Below are 22,064 nucleotides of genomic sequence, written 5' to 3' on the forward strand. Positions count from 1 at the left end.
ATCCAGTTAATTTTGCTATAATCCTTAAAAAGGAGAGCACTGATATGCGTAGTACAACTGAAATGACGGATCTAATTTTAGAGACTGCTCAAAAGCTGCCAGAAGTAAAGGCAGTTGCTATGAGTGGTTCTAGAGCGAATAAAAGTATCCCAAAAGACAACTTTCAAGATTTTGATATTGTTTATATTGTAGATGAAGCAACCAAGAGTTAAAGATCTATAAGACGACAAGAAGGATTCTATGTTAAAATATAAGTAAGTGAATTTATGCAAAGAAAGGGGCCTGGCAATGTATGAAAAAGAGCAATTAAACAATTTTAAAGGTGGCATAGCTATCGGTATAGGTATCGGCCTTTTGAGCGGCGTTGCTTCTACATTATTGATCAAAAACAAGCAAAATTTATCCGCAGACCTTATCTTACAGCGTATTAAAAAAGCCTTTTTAAAAGAAGGACCCATCGAAGGCTCATGGATTAGTTTTGAAAAACAGCCTGTACGAAAATTTGCGGTTCATACCGAAGGATATAATGGTGGCATTACGCGCTTAGAAGATAATCGTCTGGTTACTTACGAATTTTTAGCTAACGCAAAAACTGGGAGTGTACTAGATATTAATCGTATTAGTGTTTAACTTGAAACAAAGTCATGCCGTAAAGCTTACTTTTCCTGATAAAAAAAGTTCCGAGCCGTTTAATGACTCGGAACTTTTTTGTTCATATACAGTTATTTTATTGATTTTTTACTTTGCTAAGCGATAAATTGCATCTGCATAAATAACTGCTGCACGATACAAATCATCTAATACCATAAACTCGTTTGCTTGATGCATTGTATCTTTAGCTCCGGGAAACATTGCCCCAAAAGCAACGCCTCGTTCTAACAAACGACCATAAGTGCCGCCGCCAATGATTTGTTCTTCCCCTTTTTCACCAGTATGTTCTTCATAAACATCCAACAATGTTTCAACTAATGGATCTTCTTGCGGAACATAGTGAGGCAGCATATGATGTCCGCCGATAGATAAACTAACGCCATACTCACCGATCGTATCATTGATCACCGCTTGGATAGTGTCTGCTGAAGTTCCTTGTGGGTAACGAAAATTCAAATTGATCAATGAATGATCTTTATTGATATCAAAATCAAAGATACCTGCGTTCATGGTCAATTGTCCCATTTTAGGATCTTTAAAATCTACCCCTAAGTTTTTACCATAAAAATCTTCATGAATGTAAGAGCCAGCAACATGTAAAAAGTTCTTGGCACCATCAGCAAAATCATATTTATCTAGAAAGTTGGCTAACCAAGTTGCAGCGTTATGTCCAAATTGTGGGCTAGCGCCATGAGAACCTTTCCCAGCGACCCTAAAAATAATAGTATTTTCTTCTCTATCACTAGAACCTGTGATTGGATTTATCCCAAGATATTCAGAAAAAGCAATATCCATTGCATCTGCCTGTTCAGCAGTTACTGTTTTTACTCGAGCAAAAGCACTTGTAGGTACCATATTGGCACGTAAACCACCTTGGAATTGTTCTAAAACATAATCTCCATCATTTGCTGTTTCAATATGCACTTCAATCGAAACATTCCCTTTTTCTCCATTAATAATTGGAAATTCAGCATCAGGAGAAAAACCAAAGTCAGGTGTCTCTTCTTTTTCAAAATAATGGTCCATATCGCCCCAGCCGCTTTCTTCATCTGAACCTACGACAAAGCGGACTTTTTTAGATAAAGGTAAATTTAATTCTTTAATGATTTTCATTGCATAATAAGCAGCAATACTTGGACCTTTATCATCTGAAGAACCACGAGCAAATAATTTACCATCTTTTACTACAGGATCATATGGATCAGTATCCCAGTCATCGCCTGCAGGCACTACATCCATGTGGCCAAAAATCCCTAGCGTCTCTTCACCTTCGCCAAATTCGATATGCCCTGCATAGTTGTCTACATTTTTAACCGTGAAACCATCACGTTCACCATAAGAAAGCATTTGTTTCAACCCATCACGAGGGCCTGGACCAAAGGGTGCGTCAGCTGTTATTTTATCATCGTCACGTTCACTTTTTACCTTTAATAGTTCTTTTAAATCATCTAAAAGATCGTCTTTTCTTGCATCGACCTCTTTTTGCCAATCAATTGCCATAGTCAATTCCCCCTCGAAATTTTAACTTCTCTTTTATCATACCATTTATTTTCTCGATAAAAAAGTTTTACAAAGCAGTCATTTCATTCTAAACGTAAAATTTATTGAGGTTTTCTAGTGGACAAATAAACAGTGAATAATGGACAAAAGTTAAACAATTTATTATCTGAAAACGAAATCACGGACAACAGTTTAGAAAAACCTTATCTGAGAATACAAACATGGAGAGCGGATTGGAAAAGTTTTATCTGAAAACCAAGGCTATAATCTTTATTTTATCAAACCGGGAGTTTCTCAACGTTTTATTCTCTGTTTTTGCCCAATAGCCTTGAATTGCTTAGCCCTGAAGGCTTTATACCATTTCATTTAAGTAATTTTCCTTTGCTAAGTCAAAGCGTTATAATAAAAATAAACAAATGCTTTTAAGGAGTTGTTTTTATGCAAACTTTATCAAAGGAATGTTTATCCATTATCCAACAGCGTCCACAAAATTCTCATAAAGGGACGTTTGGACGTACCGTCTTAATTGGAGGAAATGCTCAATTTGGTGGTGCGATTATAATGAGTACTGAAGCTTGTGTAAACGCTGGTAGTGGTTTAACTACAGTAATCACTGATTCAACAAATCATCCAGCATTACACGCGCGTATGCCAGAAGCTATGTCTGTTGATTGGAATGATAGACAATTATGCGACTCGGTTATCGCCACGGCAGATGTTATATTAATTGGTCCTGGTTTGGGTGAAGATAAGAAAAGTCAAGAGCTATTATCCTATATTTTTAAATCACAAACAAAAGATCAGTATCTAATTATTGATGGTTCAGCAATTTCCTTATTCGCCAAAGGAAATGAAGAGTTACCTTATCCAGAAATGACGGTTTTCACTCCGCATCAAATGGAATGGCAACGTTTGAGTGGTATAAAAATTGCCGATCAAACTGAAAAAATAAATCAAGCTGTCCAACAAGAGTTACAAGCAACTATTGTTTTGAAAAGTCATCAAACAGAAATTTACAATGCTAGAAATGCTTTTCAAAATCCCTTAGGTAATCCTGGCATGGCAACTGGTGGAACTGGAGACACTTTGGCTGGTATTATCGCCGGATTTTTAGCACAATTTCCTCATTCAGTTGAAACTATCAATGCCGCGGTTTACTTACACAGTTATATCGCTGATCAATTGGCGCATGATAATTATGTCGTCTTACCTACTAAAATTAGCCAAGCTTTGCCTTATTGGATGAAAAAATTTGAAAAATAATTTAGTTCTCATAAAATAAGCCTCGAGTAAAAACCCGAGGCTTATTTTATAAACTATTATGTTTTGTTAACCATTTTTACGTAATGATTCTACATCGCGCGCAATCACTAGTTCTTCATCTGTGGGTACCAATAAAACTTTGACCTTGGAATCGTCAGTAGAGATAACTCTTTCCTTACCACGTACATTATTTTTCTCTGGATCGATTTCACAACCAAACCAAGTCATTCCATTAATAATATTCGCACGTGCATTCGCATCATTTTCTCCAATACCAGCAGTAAATACAATCGCATCTACACCGTTCATTGTACTTACATAGCTGGCGATATATTTACGGATACGATCTGCAAAAATATCCAAAGCGATTTTTACATCTTCATTATCCATATTATCTTCCAAATCACGCATGTCACTTGAAATATCAGTTAAACCAAGTAAACCTGATTTTTTGTTCAAGATATTTAGCATTTCATCGATACCAATATTTAGTTTATTCATCAGATATTGTAAAACAGCTGGGTCAATATCTCCGGAACGTGTTCCCATAGTAACGCCTGCTAGTGGCGTAAAGCCCATTGAAGTATCTACTGATTTGCCATTTTCAACAGCAGTAATAGAAGCACCGTTACCTAAGTGACAAGTAATAATTTTCAAGTCTTCAAGTGGACGATCAAGCATATCAGCTGCACGTTCTGCAACATAGCGATGACTTGTTCCATGAGCCCCATACTTACGAATTCCATATTCTTTTCGATATTCTAAAGGAATACTATAACGGGCATTTGATTCTGGCATGTTTGCATGAAATGCTGTATCAAAAACAGCGACATTAATAACATTAGGTAACAACTCTTTAAACGCGCGAATCCCCATCAAGTTAGCTGGATTATGCAATGGTGCAAAGTCAGCTAGTTCTTCAATTTTTTGCATGACATCGTCATCAATCACTACAGATTGGTCAAAATATTGTCCGCCTTGAACAACACGATGACCTACACCAGTGATTTCATCATAGGAAGCTAAAATGTCTAATTCGAGCAATTGATCTAACAACATTTTAACCGCTACTTCATGATCATCAATATCTTTTGTCACTTCATATTTTTGATCGTCTCCATATTCAATTGTAAAGATAGAATCATTCAAACCGATTCTTTCTACAATTCCTTTAGCTACGGCTTTTTCTGTCGGCATTTCATATAATTGCCATTTTAAACTTGAACTTCCTGCATTAATCGAAATTGTTTTTGGCATTTTTATCCCCTTTTCTCTTATTTTAAAATTTTATTATTAATAATAAACCTAATTTGCTAAATTAGCAGCTTGCCATTCTTTAAATTCTTTAAAGAAAGCTGTCACTTGTGATGGCTCTTTTAGTGAAGCTACTTTTGCTAACAATACTTCAGGTACTTGCTGAGCTGTTTTTCCTTTTTGCTGTAAAATCAAAATACTTTTACTAGCAGCCTTGTTTTTAAACAGATCCTCTGGTAATTGAATAATACCTTGTAAATATACTTTATCTGTCAGCCATTTTTTTAAATACTCACTTTGATCCGTTTCTAGAAAGTTTGTCGGGACTAAAAACAAACCAAAACCATCTTCTTTTACATACTTCATACTTTGTTCCAGCAACAAATGATGGGCAAAACTATGATCTTTTTCTGCCGCTGTATCAAATTTCTTCGCATTTTCATCCATTGGATAATAACCAACGGGTAAATCACTTAAAACCGCATCACTCGGATCCATTAATAAATCCGTAGTTGCATCCTGATGAATAAATGTCACATCTGTCGGCAACCACTGGCTATTACTAGCTGCCACAGCTAACATGGTTTCATCATTATCTACACCATAAGCATGCAAACCATAGCCTTCTTTTTCAAGGTTTGTCAATACCGTAGAAAGTAAATTTCCCATCCCACAAGCTAGATCAGCGATCGTCTTTAATGAATCTTTTTTGGGATATAATTGCTCTAATAAAAAGACAAATAAAAAACCAATACTATCCGGAGTTAACTGATGGTTTGGTTGTAGTGGCTCTGTCTGCATTCCTTTTAAAAGCAATAACTGCGAAAGCTTACGCCCTTCTTCTTTTTCTAAAGAAATTCCTTGAAGCTTTTGATAAATTCGTTGAATTTCTTCTACCGTTGATTGCTTAGGGACACCATTAACAACACGAACTTGGTAGTGATCGTTAATGTTTTCTATATTTTCTATGTAAGCATCTAAATAAGAAGTTTCTAGTGCATTTTGCAATAGTTGAATGGCCTCAAGTTGTAAATTAAAACTTTCTTCAACATTTTCTGCAGACATAGTCTTCCCCCACTTCCTTAGTTTACTATAACAATAAATTCACCTGTTTTATTTTATCTGATTTAACCTAATTAATCAACTAACTCCATTTATAGCACTTTTTCTTCTCTTAATTTTCGTATTTGAATCAATAAAAACAGAATGAGGTCATTCTGTTTTTATGTCACGCATTTTTATTGTGTATTATTATTTACTTTCTTCTATGACTTCTTTAAATTTTCTTTCTTGGTCATCCACATAAACAGTTAAAACTAAGTGATCGTTCTTTTTTTCATAACTTAACTTTCCCTGGTTATAAAACACTTCTCCGGTTTTTGAACGTTTATTTTCTGCCAATGCTTGATAATCTGTCAAAAATAATTCTTTCATAATTTGCGCTTCATAGTATTGGCGAGTGCGACGCGTAAATTGCGCTTGAATACGATAGTTTTCTGCTAAAAATAGTAATAAAATACTAAGGACAACCACCGTGAAAACCGCCGTCAGTAACACACCACCTTCATATTTTTTCGATCGTCCATTTCCCATTTTTTATTTCTCCATTCAAAAAAGTTACCGTAAATAAAATATATCTATTATTTTTACGAAACTGTAATTGTTTTACTTCTGTTAAAATTGGTTCATATCCATTTTTTTCGCGTATAGCGATCTCATTTCGATTCGCATTTAACTCGATTCGACATTCATATGCTCTTTTGGTCGTTGAATTTATCTTGTCATAGTAAATCTTATCTTTGGCTAGACGAGAAAAACGACCTTCAGCTAGTTTACTTTCAAATTGTATCAAAAATACATGCCACTCTTGTAGATTTCTACCGTAAACCATTTGTTGCACTTGTTTACTTTGTTGAAAAACCCCCAAAATCCCTGTTAAAAATAGACCTAAAACCATCAGTGCAATTGCACATTCTATTAATGTAAAACCTTTATTTTTCACGTATAAACGTCCAATCTTGTTGATTTGTAGAAATTTTTGCCTGTGCCATAGGACTTTTTTGATAGAAAATTGTAAAAGTTCCATCTCTTTTTACTTGATAACTAGCAGTCTCTAGTTCATAGTTTCTTCGTTCCTTTGTCTCTTCATACAACACACGCAGCATTTGTAACTCTTCTTGGCTTTCTTTGGTCTTTTTTAGTACATGAATTTGGCTTGTCTGAAAAAGAAAAACGGTTGTCGTTAAAAGAGATAAAGCAATAATACATTCTAGCAAAATAAAACCGTTATTTAATGGATGTGATATTTTTTTCATAATGCCCCCTTGCAAACAAAAAACGATAAGTGATTTGTTGTTCATTTTTATCCCAATAAAAATGGATATTTTGTAAACTGCTGTTATTTCCAGAGCCTGAATTAAAATAAAGTGTTTTGCTTCTACTTGCCCTTAAATCCTTTGGTAGATCGAGTTTTTCGATGGTATCTGTATAAAAATAATATTGCTGGGTGTTATCTTTTTGTATCATCTTTGTTTTCTTATTGGATGTAATGGCGGCTTGCTGGGTTGCAAGAATATTTTTTTCAAAGTGGTCAAAAAAATGAATAACATCCAGCGTCTCTTTAGTATCTTTTATAACAATTGAAGGAAGTGCAATAAATAAAGTTACGACCAATAGCACCAACAAGGACTCGATCAAAGTAAAAGCTTGATGAGTTTTCATGACATTCTCCTAATTTTTATACTTTTTGTATACCTTATATTGTTCGGGCGTGACTAATTCTTTCAACTTACTATCGGTGATTTTTTGGTTATGATTGATTTCATAAACTTCAATCTGAGTCTCAACAGTTTTGACAATAGCTTCATCTCCTTGCTCTGAAACTGTATCTTTTTGCTTTGATAAATTAGGGATAAATAGCAAGACTAAAACACTAATAATTAAAAGTACGATCATCATTTCTATTAACGTAAACGCTTTTTTGGATCTTTTTTTAAGTTTAATCAATTGATTGTGTAAAAATTCGCTTAATTGAAACTTCCGTATTTTTGTCATTTCATAATACCTCCAACGTTCTCATACATAGGTAAAAACATCGCAATATAAATAGCCATAATCAAAACAGCGACAAATAAAAAAACAAGCGGCTGTATCCATTGAATCCAACCTTCTATTTTTTCAACGATTCTTTTGGTCAGCAATTGACTATAAAGGAGTAGTTCTTCGCCTAGTTTTCCTTTAACTTCTCCTTGTAAAATAATTAGAGAAAATTCTGGCAGTAAAAAAGGATAGCTTTCTAACTCTTTAGCTAATGAATTTCCTTTAGATAATGCATCGTTTAATTCTCTAGCTAAGCTAGCAACTAAAGAATGAGGATTAACACTTTCCATAAATCCTAATATCTGTCTGGCCTCAAGACCTTGTTTGAACATCTTCCCCCACTCTAAAGCAAAATAGCTGGTCTGATACATTTTGTATAAAAAGCCAATAAACGGTAATCCTGCCAAAAAAACACCGCGATCAATCACAGTTTGCTGCTTGGCATACCACCAACCAGCAACAAGTAAGCATAAGATAATAAGGATAAACCCCACCATAATAAATGGCCCATAAGCAATTAACCAAATACTCCAATGGCTTGTTTCAATCATCCCTGATTGTAGTAATGAAGGCAGGAGAAAAAAACGCATAGCAAATAATAAAGCAAGTACAAATAGAAATAATAATAACGGATAACTTGCCACTTTACTTAATTCTTTTTTCTGTTTTCTTAAAATTTGCATAGTATTTAGAATGTTTTTTAGCGTAACAACGATATTGCCATGTATATCTGCTAACTGTACTTGTGTCGTTTCTGCCAGGCTAAACCCTGCCTGATAAAAACATTCTGCAAAACTAGCGCCCTTAGCAAGACCGCTTGTAAAACATTGCAAAATTTCCCAAGAAAATTGTTTGTTACGCTGCATTACTGCTAAACTTTCTTGTAAAGAAAACCCATTTTCCAATAAACTAATCAGCATTTCTAAAAATTGTTCACGCATAAGGGCGTTATTTTTATGTTTTCTTTTCAATACCCAGTAACCCTTTCTTTTGTGCTTGTGCGTATGCTTTTGTCCACTGTCTTTGTTCTAACTCACCCGTAAAAAATTCGTAGGCCAGTAAAGCTCGACTTTCTTTTTGGCTGTCTAAAAATAGTTGTTGATAGATCACTCCATTTAAACAATCCCCCAGCTCTGTTTGACTACCTACTAAATCTAACAGGCGCCCCTTTGTTTCAAGCACTCCTTTTGCATGTACCGTTGCTAGTACAGTATGCCCAGTCAATGCTGCACGTATGGCTGCTTTTGCTGTTAATTGATCGCGAATTTCGCCAATGATCAGTAAGTCTGGACGATGTCGTAGTGACAGTTTGATAAGCTGGTCATATGTCTGCTGAATTTTTTCATTTGTTTGTAGCTGTAAAAACTTCGGTTCTTCGATTTCCACAGGGTCTTCAATGGTAATCACCTGTCCTTTTGTATATTGTGCAATGTGATACATCAAAGTAGTTTTCCCCGATCCGGTAGGACCACTAAAAAGATATAACCCCCTTTCTTTTTGGATTTTTTGTTGAATTAACTCTGCATCTTGTGGGAAAAAATAGGTTGGCTTCTCTTGTTTTAAGTTGTACAAAAAACGAATCACTAGACTTTCATTTCCTTGGTAATCGCCAACAGTTGATAAGCGCAATCTTTGCGTATAATCTTTGATTAAGTAACTTATAGCCCCTAGTTGCGCTTTACGCTTTTCACCTACATCCATTTCTCCTAGATATTTAAACCTTGAAATCAACTGCTGTGCTTGTTCATAAGAAAGCTCTTTGTACTTAAACAACTGTGCATTTTTTCGAAAATAGATGATTGCCTGCTCGTTCAACAAATACAGATACATGTCCTGCATTTTTTGTTCTTTCCCATAGCTAATTAATTCATCAGATAATTTCTCGATTGTCATCTCTGTCCTCCTTTCACTATTAAGTACGCAATTTTTACTCATTTCTTTTTTGTACTCATAACTTTTTTAGTTTTCAATTAGCTTAGAATAGTAGAGGCAAAAACTAGCGAGATAGACATAAAATAAGGGCACAAAAAAAGCGTTCCTATGCGCCTAATAAGACTTAAGCACATAAGAACGTTATAATCATAAACAAAAGCCCCGCTGAAAATTTTTACAGCGAGACTTTTGCGTATTATTCTAATATTTTTTCAGCTAATAAAGAAGTATATTCGACTCTGCCGACATCAGTTGGATGAACTTGATCTTCTCGGAACCAGTTGGTATTTTCATTACTTAAATCATACCAATCGACCAAGGTAATGCGTTTATATTTATCATTCATTTTTTTAAATAAGCTATTATTATCGTTTTGCCAACGTTGCGTAGGCACTCGGACATTAATTAAATAAACTTTTCGATCACCTATAACATCCATCAAATCATCAAATTGAGCTTCATCCGCGTAACCATTGCTTCCTAAAGCTAAAACAACATTTTCTTTTAGATTATCTTCATCTTTTAATTCCTGTAAAAGATCCACACTATCATACAATTGTCTTCCCACATCAGCATCAATAACAGCATCCGGGAAAATTTCTTGGATGTTTTTAGTAGAACCTAATAAAACAGAATCTCCAAAGGCTGTAACTTCAGTCTCTCTCGCCTGTTTTACTTGTTTTTCTGTCAAGCCATATTTTTCCGTCACATGATCTATATCCGTACTATAAGTTTCTAAAATATTTTCATCTGTAGCAGTATCTTGTGTCTCTTCTTCTGAATCATTTGTGTCATCTTCATTTTTAGTCTTTTGGGCAGCCTGTTTGTTTTCTTGAATTTCCTCTTGAAACTCTGCCTGGTTTGCATTGACAGCACTACTAGGCGCTATACTAACACCAATAGACGCAATAAGAACTACTATAAAGCTGGCTATCCCCACAGCTTTTTGTTTACTAAGTATTGGTTTAGAAAACCAACCTTTAATCATTGTCCAAGTCTTTTTATAATCAAATTTTCTAAGAGGTTCTTCTATAAAACGATAAGACAACTCACTACATAAGACAATCAATGCTAATTCAATAAACACATGCAACCAAACGTTATTGGCCACATTAACTTTAGCTTCATAAAAAATCATTACTGGAAATTGATATAAGTAAATACCATAACTACGTTTCCCTAAATAACTAAATACTGGGTTAGTGAGCCAACGATTCAAGCTTGCGCCAGGATGAGCCGTAACAGCAACTAAAACAGCTGTAACAACACTGACTAAATAGATTCCTCCATAATAAGGAAAACTAAAACGATCATCCATAAAAATATATGAAACGATAAGTAGGAATAAAGAAGCTAAGCCAGCAGTATTTAAAATCTTTTTGGCACTGTCCGGAATTTCTTCTTTCAAACGAGTACTTGGCCAGATAAAAGCTAAAGCATTCCCAATCAGTATGGAAAAAATCCGCGTGTCGGTACCATAATAAATTCTTGTAGGATCTTCTCCTGGGGTAAAACCAACTGCCATTCCTATGGCTGATAGAAGACCTCCAATAGTTAATATATAAAAGATCCAATCTTTCCGTCTCACAAATTTTATTAAAAGGATAAAAAGAAGCGGCCAAATCAAGTAATTTTGCCCTTCAACTGCCATCGTCCACAAATGAGTAAAAGGAGATTCATTGCCAAAACGATCAAAATAAGAAAGTCCATGATCAATTTGCCACCAATTATTCACATATAAAAGACTGCTAAAAACGGCACCTCGTATGTTATTTAATAAGTTTCTTTGGAACAAAGTTATGTAAGCAGTTGAAACAACCAATACCGTAACTAAAGATGGATATAATCTTTTTAGACGCCGAATATAAAATTTTAAAACATCTATCTTCTCATTTTGTTTCCATTCCTGCCGTAATAAATCAGTAATCAAATAGCCAGAAATAACCAATAGAATGGGTACTCCTAAATAGCCTCCTGGTAAATAAGAAGGCAATAAATGATATAAAATGACTCCGATAACCGCTAGTGTACGGATACCATCAATACCTGTGATATATCGGCTGTTTTTAATTCTTTTTTTCTCCATGATTTTTGTACCTTCTTATACTCTATCTAGCGTTGTGACAAATTTTATCTAACCAAAAAAAACGCACAAAAGCAATCTGTAATATAATTCTTATAAAAAATTAAAACTAGTGTTTCCCTCAATAACTGTAAAAGCTGTTATAACTCTTCTTCATAGAAATTCCCTAAAATCTGGACATTTTCTGTAATACTGACAAATGCTTCTTTGTCAGATTCCTTCATGGCCTGACGTAGTAAAGGTAATTCGTAACGGGTCACTATTGTAAATAGTACCTTTTCGCCTTCTTTAGTATAAGCTCCTTGAGCGTTATTTATAATAGTAATTCCACGACGTAGATGACTTTGCAAAGTTTCGACCACAATGTCTGGCTGACGCGTAATAATCATTACTTGCATTTTCTGTTGTTTTGTATAAACGACATCTGTCACTTTTCCACTAACAAATATTGATAAGGCACTATATAAAGCGTATTGCCAACCAAACAATACACCCGCCGCAAACATGATCATACCATTAAAAATAATGGCAAGTGAACCCACATCTCTGCCGGTCTTTTTACGAATGTAGATCGTAATAAAATCTAATCCACCTGAAGATAAACCATTTTTAAAAGCATAACCAATTCCTGCACCTGTTAACACTCCGCCAAAAATAGCACAGATAATTGGATCAGTCGTTAAAACTTCTGTAGGAATAAATTCCATAAATAAAGAAGTAAGAACCACTGTAATTCCGGTAAATACAGTAAAACGTCGACTAATCTTAAACCAGCCCAATACAAATAAAGGCAGATTAATTAATAATAGTACCCAGCCAATGGGAAAGTCTATATGAAAAAACTGTTGAAATACCGTGGAAATAATTTGTGCCAAACCTGTTGCACCATTAGCATAAATATTGCCTGGTTCATAGAAAAAATTTAAAGCCACAGAAGCCAATAATGCATAGACTAAAGAAAAAGAAAAACGATTAACATAGTCAGCATGGAAGAAATCACTTAAAAGTTGCTTCATTAATCTACCCTCTTTTTGTTATTTATTCTATTATAACAAAAAATTCGAATAAGGAGAAAAGCAGTACACTATTCATATGCTTTTCCTTATTCGATAAATTTTACTCTTCAGTGTCTGTTACATCAATGTTTAATTCATATAATTGAAGTGGAGATACTGTACTTGGCGCGTTAGTCATCGGATCCATAGCTTTACCATTTTTTGGAAAAGCGATAACTTCGCGAATATTGTCTTCTCCGGCTAATAACATTACTAAGCGATCTAGACCTAAAGCAATACCACCGTGCGGAGGAAAACCATAATCTAAAGCTTCTAATAAAAAGCCAAATTGTTCCTCCATCTTTTCTGGTGAAAAACCTAAAGTCTTAAACATTTGCTCTTGCAGTTCTTTAGTATGGATACGTAATGAACCACCACCTAATTCATAACCATTTAATACAATATCATAAGCTTCAGCATGAACTTTTGCTGGATCAGTTTCTAAATAAGGAATATCTGATTCTTTAGGCATGGTAAAAGGATGATGGGCAGAAACATAACGTCCTTCTTCTTGACTATATTCAAACTGTGGAAAGTCAACCACCCATAGAAAGTTAAATTTACTTTGGTCGATCAAATCTAGCTCTCTTGCCAAACGTGTGCGAATAGCGCCTAAGGTTGCTGCTACCACTTCAAAAGAGTCAGCACCGAACATAATTAAATCGCCCACTTCTGCGTCTGTTTGACGAATAATTTCATCGGATACATCTGTTAAGAATTTTGCAATCGGACCTTTAAGTCCATCTTCTTCTACTTTCAACCAGGCTAGTCCCTTAGCTCCAAATTGACTCGCGTACTGCCCTAATTGATCCATATCCTTACGTGAATAATTTTTGGCCGCCCCTTTGGCATTCAACGCTTTTACTACACCACCATTTTGTAAGGCCATTTGAAAGACTTTAAAGTCTACATCTTTAACGACTTCTGAAAGATCGATCAATTCCATGCCAAAACGGGTATCTGGCTTATCACTACCAAAACGATTCATCGCTTCATCCCAAGTCATTTTAGGAAAAGGTCGTTCAATGTCTATTCCCAAAGTATCTTGCATTACTTTAGCAAGCATTTGTTCTGTATAATTTTGAATATCTTCAGGTGTTAAAAAAGAAGCTTCAATATCAACCTGGGTAAATTCCGGTTGCCGATCTCCTCGTAAATCTTCATCTCTAAAACAACGAACAATTTGATAATAACGATCCAGACCAGCATCCATCAATAATTGTTTAAAAATTTGTGGTGATTGTGGCAATGCATAAAAGTGGCCCGGATGTACACGTGAAGGCACTAGATAATCACGAGCTCCTTCTGGCGTCGATCTCCCTAAAAAGGGCGTTTCAATATCTAAAAACTCATGATCGTCTAAAAAGTGGCGAATTGCTCGCGTTGTTTTTGATCGCAACTTCAAATTTCTAGTCATATTAGTTCTTCGCAAGTCTAAATAACGATATTTTAAGCGAATATCATCCCCTGCTTTGGTATCTTCCTCAATTGAAAAAGGAGGCGTTTTTGCTTTATTTAAAATTGTAATATTGCTAGCCATCACTTCGAATTCACCCGTCTGCATATTAGGGTTGATCGCTTCTTTGCCCCGGTTTTTTACAATACCGGTAACTTCTATTACGTATTCACTACGACAACTGTCCGCAATTTCCCAAGCTTCTTGTGAATTTTTCGGGTTAAATACTACTTGGACGATCCCTTCTCGATCCCGTAGGTCAATAAAAATAACGCCGCCCAAATCTCTTCTTTTTTGTACCCAGCCTTGTAATGTAATTGGCTGTTCCAAATTATCTTTTGACACTCGACCACAATAAACGGTTCTATTTCCCATGCTCTTTTCTCCTTTAGTTCATTTCATCAAAAATTTGTGTTAAATCATTATAAACTGTAGTTAGTGGAATCCGTTTTTCTTCTCCACTTGCCATTGATTTTACATTGATCATCCCAGCGTTTAATTCATCTTCACCTAAAGTAAAGACAAATTTAGCCCTTTGTTTATCAGCTGATTTAAATTGCGCTTTTGCTTTACGTCCCATTACATCACGATCAGCAGAAAAACCCGCATCACGTATTGCCTGTGTAACTTTCAAAGCTTCAGTATTGGTTGATGCACCGATATTAACAACGTAAGCATCCAATTGATGTAACGCAGGTAGTTCGACTTCTTCATTTTCAAGAACTAGTAACAACCGCTCAATACCAATAGCAAAGCCAAAACCAGGCGTATCGGGGCCGCCTAATTCTTCTACCAATTGATCATAACGACCCCCAGCACAAAGGGTGGATTGTGCACCTAATTGAGGGTTATCACTCATAATTTCAAAAATAGTGTGGGTATAATAATCCAAGCCACGCACCATTGTTGACTCAATCTCATAGGAAATTTCCAACGCATCCAACATTGTAGTAACCTGAGTAAAATGCGCTTGTGCTTTTTCACTTAAGTAGTCCAAAATCGAAGGCGCGTCAGCTACCAATTTTTTATCCGCCTTGTCTTTACTATCTAAAATACGTAAAGGATTTTCATGCAAGCGTCTTTTAGAATCTTCACTTAGTTTATTTTCATAGGCAGAAAAATAATCAATTAGTGCTTGACGGTAGTTTTCTCTAGTCGCTTTATCGCCTAAGGTATTAATAACCAAATGCAAATGTTGGATTCCCAACTGTTTGAAAAACGCTAAGGCCATAACCATTGTTTCAACATCCGTTGCCGCATTATCCGATCCAAAGGCTTCCACGCCGATTTGGTGAAATTGACGCAAGCGACCCTTTTGTGGACGTTCATAGCGAAACATCGGTCCAATATAAAAGACCTTATAAGGCTTACTATATTCAGGCCCAAATAATTTATGCTCAACATAGGCACGCACAATAGGCGCTGTCCCTTCTGGACGCAAAGTGATATGGCGTCCGCCCTTGTCATAAAAATCATACATTTCTTTAGAAACAATATCCGTTGTATCTCCTACGCTTCTTGAAATCACTTCATAGTGTTCAAATAAAGGCGTACGAATTTCTTGATACTGGTAGTTATTAAACAAACTACGTGCTGTATCTTCAATAAACTGCCATTTTTCCGATTCACCAGGTAGAATATCATTTGTACCTTTTGGTCGTTGATAACTCATTGTTTTTCCTCCTAAAACTCGTACCGATAAAAAAATAATTCGGTCACTACGCCTCGCTTTTGCTCGCCCTAGTACTGTTCATCTCTTCGCTTACGCTTCGATCTCATCAAGGTCTAAGCGACAAGTCGCTAAGGCCTTGAAGGATCTACTCTTAGCTCCCTTTGGTCGCTGAATCGTAGTGATTCGGTTACTTCGGTCACTACGCCTCGCTTTCGCTCGCCCTAGTACTGTTCATCTCTTCGCTTACGCTTCGATCTCATCAAGGTCTAAGCGACAAGTCGCTAAGGCCTTGAAGGATCTACTCTCAGCTTCCTCTGGTCGCTGAATCGTAGTGATTCGGTTACTTCGGTCACTACGCCTCGCTTTCGCTCGCCCTAGTACTGTTCATCATCTACTCTCAGCTCCCTTTGGTCGCTAAATCGTAGTGATTCACAGCAAATAAAAAAGCCCTTGTTTTTACAAGGGCGAATCAGTCGCGGTACCACCTAATTTTGAAAGTCTTGCTTTCCTTTGACGAATAACGCTCGTTTAAGCGGAACGGCTTTTGGCTCGCTCTCCTCCGGAATGTCTTTACATCTAGTATTCACTTAAACTATTTTCAGCCAAGATAGTTTTTCTCTAAAAAGTTTTTTACTAAATGTTTGTTCCTTCTCAGGCATTTTTGTATTAGCTTTAAATTACAAGAAAAGCCTTGAAAAGTCAAGCTTTTTAGCAAGATTATTACTGAAAGTTTCCTTTTTATTTTCTTGTAATTTAAATAGAAAAATTTTAGACTATAATAAGAAAGAGGTGAGAATATGTATCCTGGCTATTACCGTAAGCCTCATTACTATGAAACAGATCAAATGGGTATTGTTCATCATTCAAATTATATTCGTTGGTTTGAAGAAGCTCGAGTTGGTTTATTAGAATATTTAGGGCTTGCTTATCAAGACATGGAAAAAGCGGGGATTATCGTTCCTGTATTAGCAGTTGACTGTCAATACAAGGGCATGCTCCACTATGGAGAACAAGTACGGATCGATCCTTTAGTTGCAAAATATAACCGTACACGATTAGATTTTTCTTATACAATAACCAATGAAAAAGATCAAATAGTAACCACTGGAAGCAGCAAGCATTGTTTTTTAGAACAAAATACGAATCATTTTATACGTTTAAAAAAGGATTATCCTGATTTTCATCAAATATTTACGAACTATCAAAAAATTAGCTCTTCTGATTTTTAATGCTTTGCTTAAATATACGAACTCTCGTAGGCGGGTTAAATAAAATTTTAATATTTTTATTAAATGTGAGCGTTTTTATTGCTTTTCTGCTAGTCTTTCGTATAATCAAGGTTACATTAGAATAAGGGAGGACTTTTTATGTATGTAGTCAAAGTTTTTCATGGATACATTTCTAAAGAGGGTCGCCGAACACGTGATAAAACCCCTAGAAATCTATTGGTGTTTTATACAAAAAAAGATTCCGAAAAATTCGCGGATAAAATCGGCGGACGTGTTAAAAAGTTAGAAGAAATAACAAAGGCTTGAGTTTTCCTTTTATAGGAAAAAACTCAAGCCTTTGTTATTTTGCCTATTCCTCCTTTTCTAAACATAAAATGTCAGATCTATGTTATTCTTATAGCGAGGTGGTTATATAGTGAAAAATAATTTTTTCAAAGATTTATTGCATCTACATAAACTCAAAATCAACGCAGTGCAACTTTTCGGAACAATTCTTTGTATGACTTTTATATTTTTTATTGGATACTTTTCACACAATATGTCTATTGCAAGTTTTGGCTTTTTAGGTATTTTTATTCTGATGTATTATGAAAACATCCCTTTAAAAAACTTACTCCATCGTTTCATAGCCATCACTCTTTTTATCCTAACAAGTTTTTCAGCAGGTATTTTAACCTCTTCTGCTAGCTGGTTTACACCCATCATTATTGGATTGATTGCTTTTTTTGGCCGAGTTTTTTTCCGACTTTATGATATCAAAAAACCCGGGGTATTTTTTTGTATTTTAGTTGCAGCTATGGGGACAAATATCAACGTTCCCTTTAATCAAGTTCCTATTTTATGTAGTTATTATATATTGGGTGCTGTTATTGCTATGCTTATGGCTATTATTGTACACTTTGCGGAAAAAGAAGCGCCAGAAATTTTAGAGGAAAAATCTATTTCACAACACGTTTACGAAGACCCTGGCGTTTTTATCGATGGTATTTTTTATGGTTCAACGTTATTTTTAGCTGTCTACTTAAGTGCCGGTTTACAGTTACAAAATCCTTATTGGATGGTTATTTCTTGTGCAGCTATTTTACAAGGCGATAACTTAAGAGCTATTTTGCAACGCAATATCCAACGTATCCTAGGAACCGTGATCGGTATCGGAATTGCCGCTGTACTTTTGTATACTCCTTTAACAACTTTAGAAACAATTTTCATAATCATCACACTTTTTACAATGTCACAAATCGCAGTACGTACGAATTATGGTCTTTCTGCCTTTTTTACAACACCTATGGCTTTACTGTTGGCCAGTTTAACTAAAGAAATAGATGTACCTTCTTTATTACAATATCGCTTTATAGGAATTGCTTTAGGATCCTTATTGGGCGCTTTTTCTGCATTTTTGATCACAACCGGACTCAAATTTTACAACCGTTCATTTCATTTACACGAAAGTTTCGATAAAGATCCTAATTGAAACAAACGTTGCGATTTACCAATGATCTAATAATATCAACTTATGCTCATTTCCCAATAATCGTTTAATATTCCCAATGGTTTACCTAGGTGATACCTAAGGACTGCCGAGGTTTTCATAAGCTTTATTTTAAAGTAAAGAGGCCTATTCCAATGAATAGACCTCTTTTTATTATGTGTGCCAGGCATGGCATTTATCTAGCTAGTGAAAGTCTAGTCACGGGTAGTTACCGCCAAGTGTAGCGAGCCACAAGCCGAAATCAGCGATGATGGGGTGAAGGAAGTGGTGGCGCAAATCTCTTGAACCTACGCACAGGAACTTGATGAGGCTAAATGGTGGATAAGGCTGCATATCAAGCCGAAGTCCAAAAGGTAAACGTAAAACCAAGACAGTAAATCAAGAGGTTGTGGAGAGAAAGATAAGTGTCTTACCCTGGGAGATCTTACGGACGTTTGCGAACGGTCGAAAAAGGTTTGTCGTAAGAAGTCAGCCGAGGCCATAGTAGCTATGATATTACATGTAGTGAAGGGCTGAATGTTTGTATAGTGTGAATCGCTAGAAGAAAATATCCAAGCAGTCCGGAAACGAGGATACCCTAGAACGGTAGAACGTAACTATCGATGGGAAAAGTAGTGAGGACGATCTTGGATCCATCTACACCTAGAGGAGGAACAGCGCATGAGATTCATTGAAAAGATCACGAGCCAGCAAAACATGAGACAAGCCATCGAGCAGGTCAAAAAGAATAAAGGCGCTCCGGGTGTTGATAAAATGACAGTCGACGAACTTGACCATTATTTCTATCAACACGGACATTCCCTTGTTCAAGAGATTCGATCGATGACTTACCGTCCGAAAACAGTCAAACGAGTTTATATCCCTAAGCCCGATGGAAAACAAAGACCTTTAGGGATTCCAAGTGTCGTGGACCGTGTGGTACAACAAGCAACCGCGCAACAGCTGAGTCGCATTTTCGATGTTCACTTCAGTGAAAGCAGCTATGGTTTTCGTCCCAATCGAAGTGCACATCAAGCGATTGAAAAAGTTCTTGATTACTTGAATGAAGGTTATGAATGGCTCATTGATATGGACATTGAGAAATATTTTGATACGGTTCATCATGATAAATTAATCTCGACCCTTAGAGAACGGGTCAAAGATAGAGAAACGCTTCACTTAATACGTGTTTTCTTAAAAGCAGGGATTATGGAAAATGGCTTTGTTCGTCCGAATGAAACGGGCGTTCCGCAAGGCGGACCTTTAAGTCCCATTTTAGCGAATATTTATCTGGACAAATTGGATAAAGAACTAGAAGCAAGAGGACTCTATTTTGTCCGTTATGCGGATGATACGGATATCTTTGTCAAAAGTGAGCGGGCAGCCAATCGTGTAATGAAATCTATTACGAGTTGGATTGAAAGAAAGCTTTTCTTACGAGTGAACGTCACAAAAACCAAGGTGGTACGACCGACACAGAGTCAATTTTTAGGGTTTACCTTCTGGAAGAACCAGAAGGGTTGGCAGTGTAAACCGAGCAAAGTCAGTAAAACAAAGCTCTATGATAAAACGAAAGCCATCCTTAAAAGAAAACAGGCTGTGTCACGACCCTTAGCGGTGACATTCACGAAACTCAACCAAACGATAAGAGGCTGGATCAATTACTACCGTATCGGGAATATGAAAACCTATCTAGCAAAGTTTGGGCAATGGTTACGACATAAAGTCCGAGTGATCATCATAAAGCAATGGAAACTGCCACAACGAATCTATACGAATCTACAACAATTAAACCGATTATTCAAATGCCATTTTACCAAAGAAAATATTTATAAGGTGGCAAATTCGAGATTAGGTTGGTATAGGAAATGTGGCATGGACGTCGTCAATTTTACCCTAAGTCCGAAAGTTTTAGCCATAAAGAAAAAGGATCGACCTGGATTGGTCAATCCTTTAAATTACTATCTTAATCAAGCGTGAAAACAATACAAATGGAGCGCCGTATACGAGAACCGTACGTACGGTGCGACGGGAGGGGCGGAAATCTTATTTCCCCTCTACCCTATTATCATTTAGTTGTCGTTCAATGCAGATTTTGCTTGTTCTACCAAGGCAGTAAAACCACTTTCGTCATTTACTGCAATATCTGCTAACATTTTACGGTTTACATCGATGCCAGCTTCTTTTAGCCCATGCATCAATTTTGAATAGCTAATATTATTCATACGAGCTGCTGCATTAATACGCGCAATCCATAATTTACGGAAATCGCGTTTTTTCTGACGACGATCGCGAAATGCATAACTATTCGATCTCATCATTTGTTCTTTTGCTTTTTTATATAAAGTATGTTTAGCTCCGTAGTAACCTTTTGCTAATTTTAGCGTTCTTTTACGACGTCTACGAGTTACTGCTCCACCTTTAACACGTGCCATGTTTAATTCCTCCTAAGTAGTTCTTTCATTTAAATGGATATGCGACATTTGCGCAAAACTTATTTCATTTTAGCTATTTGTTGGCTGATGCGTTTTTGGTCATCAGCTGAAACCATTGCTGGTTTGCGCAATTGACGACGTTGTTTTTTGGTTTTACCGTGGAAACGGTGACTTGTAAACGCACGATGTCTTTTTAAACCGCCATTAGCAGTACGCTTTACACGTTTAGCTAATCCGCGATGTGTTTTTTGTTTTGGCATAACTAATTTCCTCCTCAAAATCTATATAACCTGACTGTTAATTAATCTTTCAGCAAGTTATTTTTCCTTGTCATTTTTAGGCGCAAGCATCAAATTCATACTGCGACCATCCATTTTCGCTTTTTGCTCAACTGTTGCAACGTCTTCTGTTTCTTGAGCCAAACGATCTAAGACTTCCTGACCAATTTCTTTATGGGTAATGGCGCGTCCTTTAAAACGAATAGAAGCTTTCACTTTATCGCCTTTTTGAAGGAACTTACGTGCATTACGTAGTTTCGTATTGAAATCATTCTCATCGATCGCTGGACTTAAGCGGACTTCTTTTACGTTGATCACTTTTTGTTTTTTACGAGCTTCACGTGCTTTTTTCTGTTGTTCGAAACGATATTTTCCGTAGTCCATAATTCGCGCAACGGGTGGTTTTGCTTTTGGTGCTACCAAAACAACATCTAAGTTTGCTTGTTCAGCTATCTCCATCGCTTCCGCTTTTGTTTTGACGCCAAGTTGATCTCCGTTTTGATCGATCAATCGCAACTCACGTGCACGAATGCCGTCGTTAACCATCATATCTTTTGCTATGGTCATTCACCTCCAAGTTTTTTGAGAGAAAGAAAGATTTATTGAAAATCACCATAAAAAAACGAGTTCTTCTATAAGAACCCGCACGTATCCACACTAAGCTCTAACGAACTTTTTTGTGTAAAAAC

23 protein-coding genes, 1 pseudogene and 1 other annotated feature (1 of these 25 cut by a window edge) are annotated in these 22,064 nt (G+C 36.1%); of the genes and pseudogenes, 7 read left to right on the forward strand and 17 right to left on the reverse strand.

The features are described from left to right. Positions 1-44: 44 nt before the first annotated feature. Both C7K42_RS07230 and C7K42_RS07235 read left to right on the forward strand, forming a co-directional pair. Positions 45-197: pseudogene (locus tag C7K42_RS07230) on the forward strand (aminoglycoside 6-adenylyltransferase); the annotation flags it as partial. A 91-nt stretch (positions 198-288) separates the two neighbouring features. Continuing rightward, entirely contained in the window at positions 289-630 is a 342-nt protein-coding gene (locus C7K42_RS07235; RefSeq protein ID WP_103099636.1) for a hypothetical protein, read from the forward strand. Between the two features lie 108 nt (positions 631-738). Here C7K42_RS07235 and pepV read toward each other — a convergent pair whose 3' ends face one another. Further along, on the reverse strand, positions 739-2,151 hold the full coding sequence (pepV, locus tag C7K42_RS07240; RefSeq protein ID WP_061840695.1) for a dipeptidase PepV: 1,413 nt from the start codon (positions 2,149-2,151) through the stop codon (positions 739-741). Between the two features lie 438 nt (positions 2,152-2,589). Between pepV and C7K42_RS07245 the strand changes: the two genes are divergently transcribed. Further along, a complete protein-coding gene (locus tag C7K42_RS07245; protein WP_103099637.1) occupies positions 2,590-3,414 on the forward strand; it encodes an NAD(P)H-hydrate dehydratase in 825 nt (274 codons plus the stop codon). Between the two features lie 66 nt (positions 3,415-3,480). Here C7K42_RS07245 and C7K42_RS07250 read toward each other — a convergent pair whose 3' ends face one another. The 13 genes from C7K42_RS07250 to hisS form a co-directional block, all read right to left on the reverse strand. Further along, positions 3,481-4,671, reverse strand: a complete 1,191-nt coding sequence (locus tag C7K42_RS07250; protein ID WP_061840697.1) for an acetate/propionate family kinase — start codon at positions 4,669-4,671, stop codon at positions 3,481-3,483. Between the two features lie 48 nt (positions 4,672-4,719). Further along, positions 4,720-5,733, reverse strand: coding sequence for a class I SAM-dependent methyltransferase (locus C7K42_RS07255; protein WP_103099638.1), 1,014 nt, complete (start codon positions 5,731-5,733; stop codon positions 4,720-4,722). Between the two features lie 186 nt (positions 5,734-5,919). Next, positions 5,920-6,261 (reverse strand): competence type IV pilus minor pilin ComGG, encoded by a 342-nt coding sequence (gene comGG / locus C7K42_RS07260; RefSeq protein ID WP_014123639.1) that lies wholly within the window; start codon positions 6,259-6,261, stop codon positions 5,920-5,922. Next, positions 6,233-6,670 (reverse strand): competence type IV pilus minor pilin ComGF, encoded by a 438-nt coding sequence (gene comGF / locus C7K42_RS07265; protein ID WP_014123638.1) that lies wholly within the window; start codon positions 6,668-6,670, stop codon positions 6,233-6,235. The genes comGG and comGF overlap by 29 nt, the downstream gene beginning before the upstream one ends. Next, positions 6,660-6,983 carry a hypothetical protein gene (locus C7K42_RS12885; RefSeq protein WP_014123637.1) on the reverse strand — a complete coding sequence of 108 codons (324 nt, stop codon included), beginning with the start codon at positions 6,981-6,983 and terminating at the stop codon, positions 6,660-6,662. Before C7K42_RS12885 ends, comGF begins: the two co-directional genes overlap by 11 nt. Continuing rightward, a complete protein-coding gene (gene comGD / locus C7K42_RS07270) occupies positions 6,955-7,389 on the reverse strand; it encodes a competence type IV pilus minor pilin ComGD (RefSeq protein ID WP_014123636.1) in 435 nt (144 codons plus the stop codon). The genes C7K42_RS12885 and comGD overlap by 29 nt, the downstream gene beginning before the upstream one ends. Before the next feature lie 9 nt (positions 7,390-7,398). Further along, positions 7,399-7,722, reverse strand: a complete 324-nt coding sequence (gene comGC / locus C7K42_RS07275; RefSeq protein ID WP_050989739.1) for a competence type IV pilus major pilin ComGC — start codon at positions 7,720-7,722, stop codon at positions 7,399-7,401. After that, positions 7,719-8,738 (reverse strand): competence type IV pilus assembly protein ComGB, encoded by a 1,020-nt coding sequence (gene comGB / locus C7K42_RS07280; RefSeq protein ID WP_227869103.1) that lies wholly within the window; start codon positions 8,736-8,738, stop codon positions 7,719-7,721. Before comGB ends, comGC begins: the two co-directional genes overlap by 4 nt. Continuing rightward, positions 8,722-9,660, reverse strand: a complete 939-nt coding sequence (gene comGA, locus C7K42_RS07285) for a competence type IV pilus ATPase ComGA (protein ID WP_014123633.1) — start codon at positions 9,658-9,660, stop codon at positions 8,722-8,724. The genes comGB and comGA overlap by 17 nt, the downstream gene beginning before the upstream one ends. 235 nt (positions 9,661-9,895) lie before the next feature. Beyond that, positions 9,896-11,785 (reverse strand): acyltransferase family protein, encoded by a 1,890-nt coding sequence (locus C7K42_RS07290; protein WP_014123632.1) that lies wholly within the window; start codon positions 11,783-11,785, stop codon positions 9,896-9,898. Positions 11,786-11,922: 137 nt separating this feature from the next. Then, complete coding sequence (locus C7K42_RS07295) at positions 11,923-12,798, reverse strand: YitT family protein (protein ID WP_014123631.1); 876 nt, start codon at positions 12,796-12,798, stop codon at positions 11,923-11,925. A 100-nt stretch (positions 12,799-12,898) separates the two neighbouring features. Further along, entirely contained in the window at positions 12,899-14,668 is a 1,770-nt protein-coding gene (aspS, locus tag C7K42_RS07300) for an aspartate--tRNA ligase (RefSeq protein WP_014123630.1), read from the reverse strand. A 13-nt stretch (positions 14,669-14,681) separates the two neighbouring features. Then, positions 14,682-15,965 (reverse strand): histidine--tRNA ligase, encoded by a 1,284-nt coding sequence (hisS, locus tag C7K42_RS07305; protein WP_014123629.1) that lies wholly within the window; start codon positions 15,963-15,965, stop codon positions 14,682-14,684. Positions 15,966-16,762: 797 nt separating this feature from the next. Here hisS and C7K42_RS07310 point away from each other — a divergent pair. The 4 genes from C7K42_RS07310 (at position 16,763) to ltrA (ending at position 20,642) form a co-directional block, all read left to right on the forward strand. Then, complete coding sequence (locus C7K42_RS07310) at positions 16,763-17,194, forward strand: acyl-CoA thioesterase (protein ID WP_103099639.1); 432 nt, start codon at positions 16,763-16,765, stop codon at positions 17,192-17,194. Between the two features lie 138 nt (positions 17,195-17,332). After that, the gene (locus C7K42_RS12890) at positions 17,333-17,500 is read left to right on the forward strand and encodes a hypothetical protein (RefSeq protein ID WP_014123627.1); all 168 of its coding nucleotides are present in this window, start codon (positions 17,333-17,335) and stop codon (positions 17,498-17,500) included. 109 nt (positions 17,501-17,609) lie between these two features. Next, complete coding sequence (locus C7K42_RS07315) at positions 17,610-18,665, forward strand: FUSC family protein (protein ID WP_014123626.1); 1,056 nt, start codon at positions 17,610-17,612, stop codon at positions 18,663-18,665. A gap of 678 nt (positions 18,666-19,343) precedes the next feature. Next, complete coding sequence (gene ltrA / locus C7K42_RS07325) at positions 19,344-20,642, forward strand: group II intron reverse transcriptase/maturase (protein ID WP_014124169.1); 1,299 nt, start codon at positions 19,344-19,346, stop codon at positions 20,640-20,642. 92 nt (positions 20,643-20,734) lie between these two features. Here ltrA and rplT read toward each other — a convergent pair whose 3' ends face one another. From rplT to infC, 3 genes are read right to left on the reverse strand one after another with little or no spacing between them, the layout of a single operon-like run. Further along, positions 20,735-21,097, reverse strand: a complete 363-nt coding sequence (gene rplT / locus C7K42_RS07330) for a 50S ribosomal protein L20 (RefSeq protein WP_014123625.1) — start codon at positions 21,095-21,097, stop codon at positions 20,735-20,737. 59 nt (positions 21,098-21,156) lie between these two features. After that, positions 21,157-21,357: a 50S ribosomal protein L35 gene (gene rpmI, locus C7K42_RS07335; RefSeq protein ID WP_014123624.1), complete on the reverse strand. Its 201-nt coding sequence runs from the start codon at positions 21,355-21,357 to the stop codon at positions 21,157-21,159. 57 nt (positions 21,358-21,414) lie between these two features. Beyond that, the gene (infC, locus tag C7K42_RS07340) at positions 21,415-21,942 is read right to left on the reverse strand and encodes a translation initiation factor IF-3 (RefSeq protein ID WP_014123623.1); all 528 of its coding nucleotides are present in this window, start codon (positions 21,940-21,942) and stop codon (positions 21,415-21,417) included. Positions 21,943-21,983: 41 nt separating this feature from the next. Further along, positions 21,984-22,064, reverse strand: a sequence feature (ribosomal protein L20 leader region) (it continues 58 nt past the right edge of the window).

Source organism: Tetragenococcus halophilus subsp. halophilus DSM 20339, from assembly GCF_003841405.1.
GTDB classification, from domain to species: Bacteria; Bacillota; Bacilli; order Lactobacillales; family Enterococcaceae; genus Tetragenococcus; species Tetragenococcus halophilus.

Coding starts and splice junctions, on each gene's coding strand:
- C7K42_RS07235 (WP_103099636.1), top strand. CDS start 289: ATGTATGAAAAAGAGCAATTAAACAATTTTAAAGGTGGCATAGCTATC.
- pepV (WP_061840695.1), bottom strand. CDS start 2,151: ATGGCAATTGATTGGCAAAAAGAGGTCGATGCAAGAAAAGACGATCTT.
- C7K42_RS07245 (WP_103099637.1), top strand. CDS start 2,590: ATGCAAACTTTATCAAAGGAATGTTTATCCATTATCCAACAGCGTCCA.
- C7K42_RS07250 (WP_061840697.1), bottom strand. CDS start 4,671: ATGCCAAAAACAATTTCGATTAATGCAGGAAGTTCAAGTTTAAAATGG.
- C7K42_RS07255 (WP_103099638.1), bottom strand. CDS start 5,733: ATGTCTGCAGAAAATGTTGAAGAAAGTTTTAATTTACAACTTGAGGCC.
- comGG (WP_014123639.1), bottom strand. CDS start 6,261: ATGGGAAATGGACGATCGAAAAAATATGAAGGTGGTGTGTTACTGACG.
- C7K42_RS12885 (WP_014123637.1), bottom strand. CDS start 6,983: ATGAAAAAAATATCACATCCATTAAATAACGGTTTTATTTTGCTAGAA.
- comGD (WP_014123636.1), bottom strand. CDS start 7,389: ATGAAAACTCATCAAGCTTTTACTTTGATCGAGTCCTTGTTGGTGCTA.
- comGC (WP_050989739.1), bottom strand. CDS start 7,722: ATGACAAAAATACGGAAGTTTCAATTAAGCGAATTTTTACACAATCAA.
- comGA (WP_014123633.1), bottom strand. CDS start 9,660: ATGACAATCGAGAAATTATCTGATGAATTAATTAGCTATGGGAAAGAA.
- C7K42_RS07290 (WP_014123632.1), bottom strand. CDS start 11,785: ATGGAGAAAAAAAGAATTAAAAACAGCCGATATATCACAGGTATTGAT.
- C7K42_RS07295 (WP_014123631.1), bottom strand. CDS start 12,798: ATGAAGCAACTTTTAAGTGATTTCTTCCATGCTGACTATGTTAATCGT.
- aspS (WP_014123630.1), bottom strand. CDS start 14,668: ATGGGAAATAGAACCGTTTATTGTGGTCGAGTGTCAAAAGATAATTTG.
- hisS (WP_014123629.1), bottom strand. CDS start 15,965: ATGAGTTATCAACGACCAAAAGGTACAAATGATATTCTACCTGGTGAA.
- C7K42_RS07310 (WP_103099639.1), top strand. CDS start 16,763: ATGTATCCTGGCTATTACCGTAAGCCTCATTACTATGAAACAGATCAA.
- C7K42_RS12890 (WP_014123627.1), top strand. CDS start 17,333: ATGTATGTAGTCAAAGTTTTTCATGGATACATTTCTAAAGAGGGTCGC.
- ltrA (WP_014124169.1), top strand. CDS start 19,344: ATGAGATTCATTGAAAAGATCACGAGCCAGCAAAACATGAGACAAGCC.
- rplT (WP_014123625.1), bottom strand. CDS start 21,097: ATGGCACGTGTTAAAGGTGGAGCAGTAACTCGTAGACGTCGTAAAAGA.
- rpmI (WP_014123624.1), bottom strand. CDS start 21,357: ATGCCAAAACAAAAAACACATCGCGGATTAGCTAAACGTGTAAAGCGT.
- infC (WP_014123623.1), bottom strand. CDS start 21,942: ATGACCATAGCAAAAGATATGATGGTTAACGACGGCATTCGTGCACGT.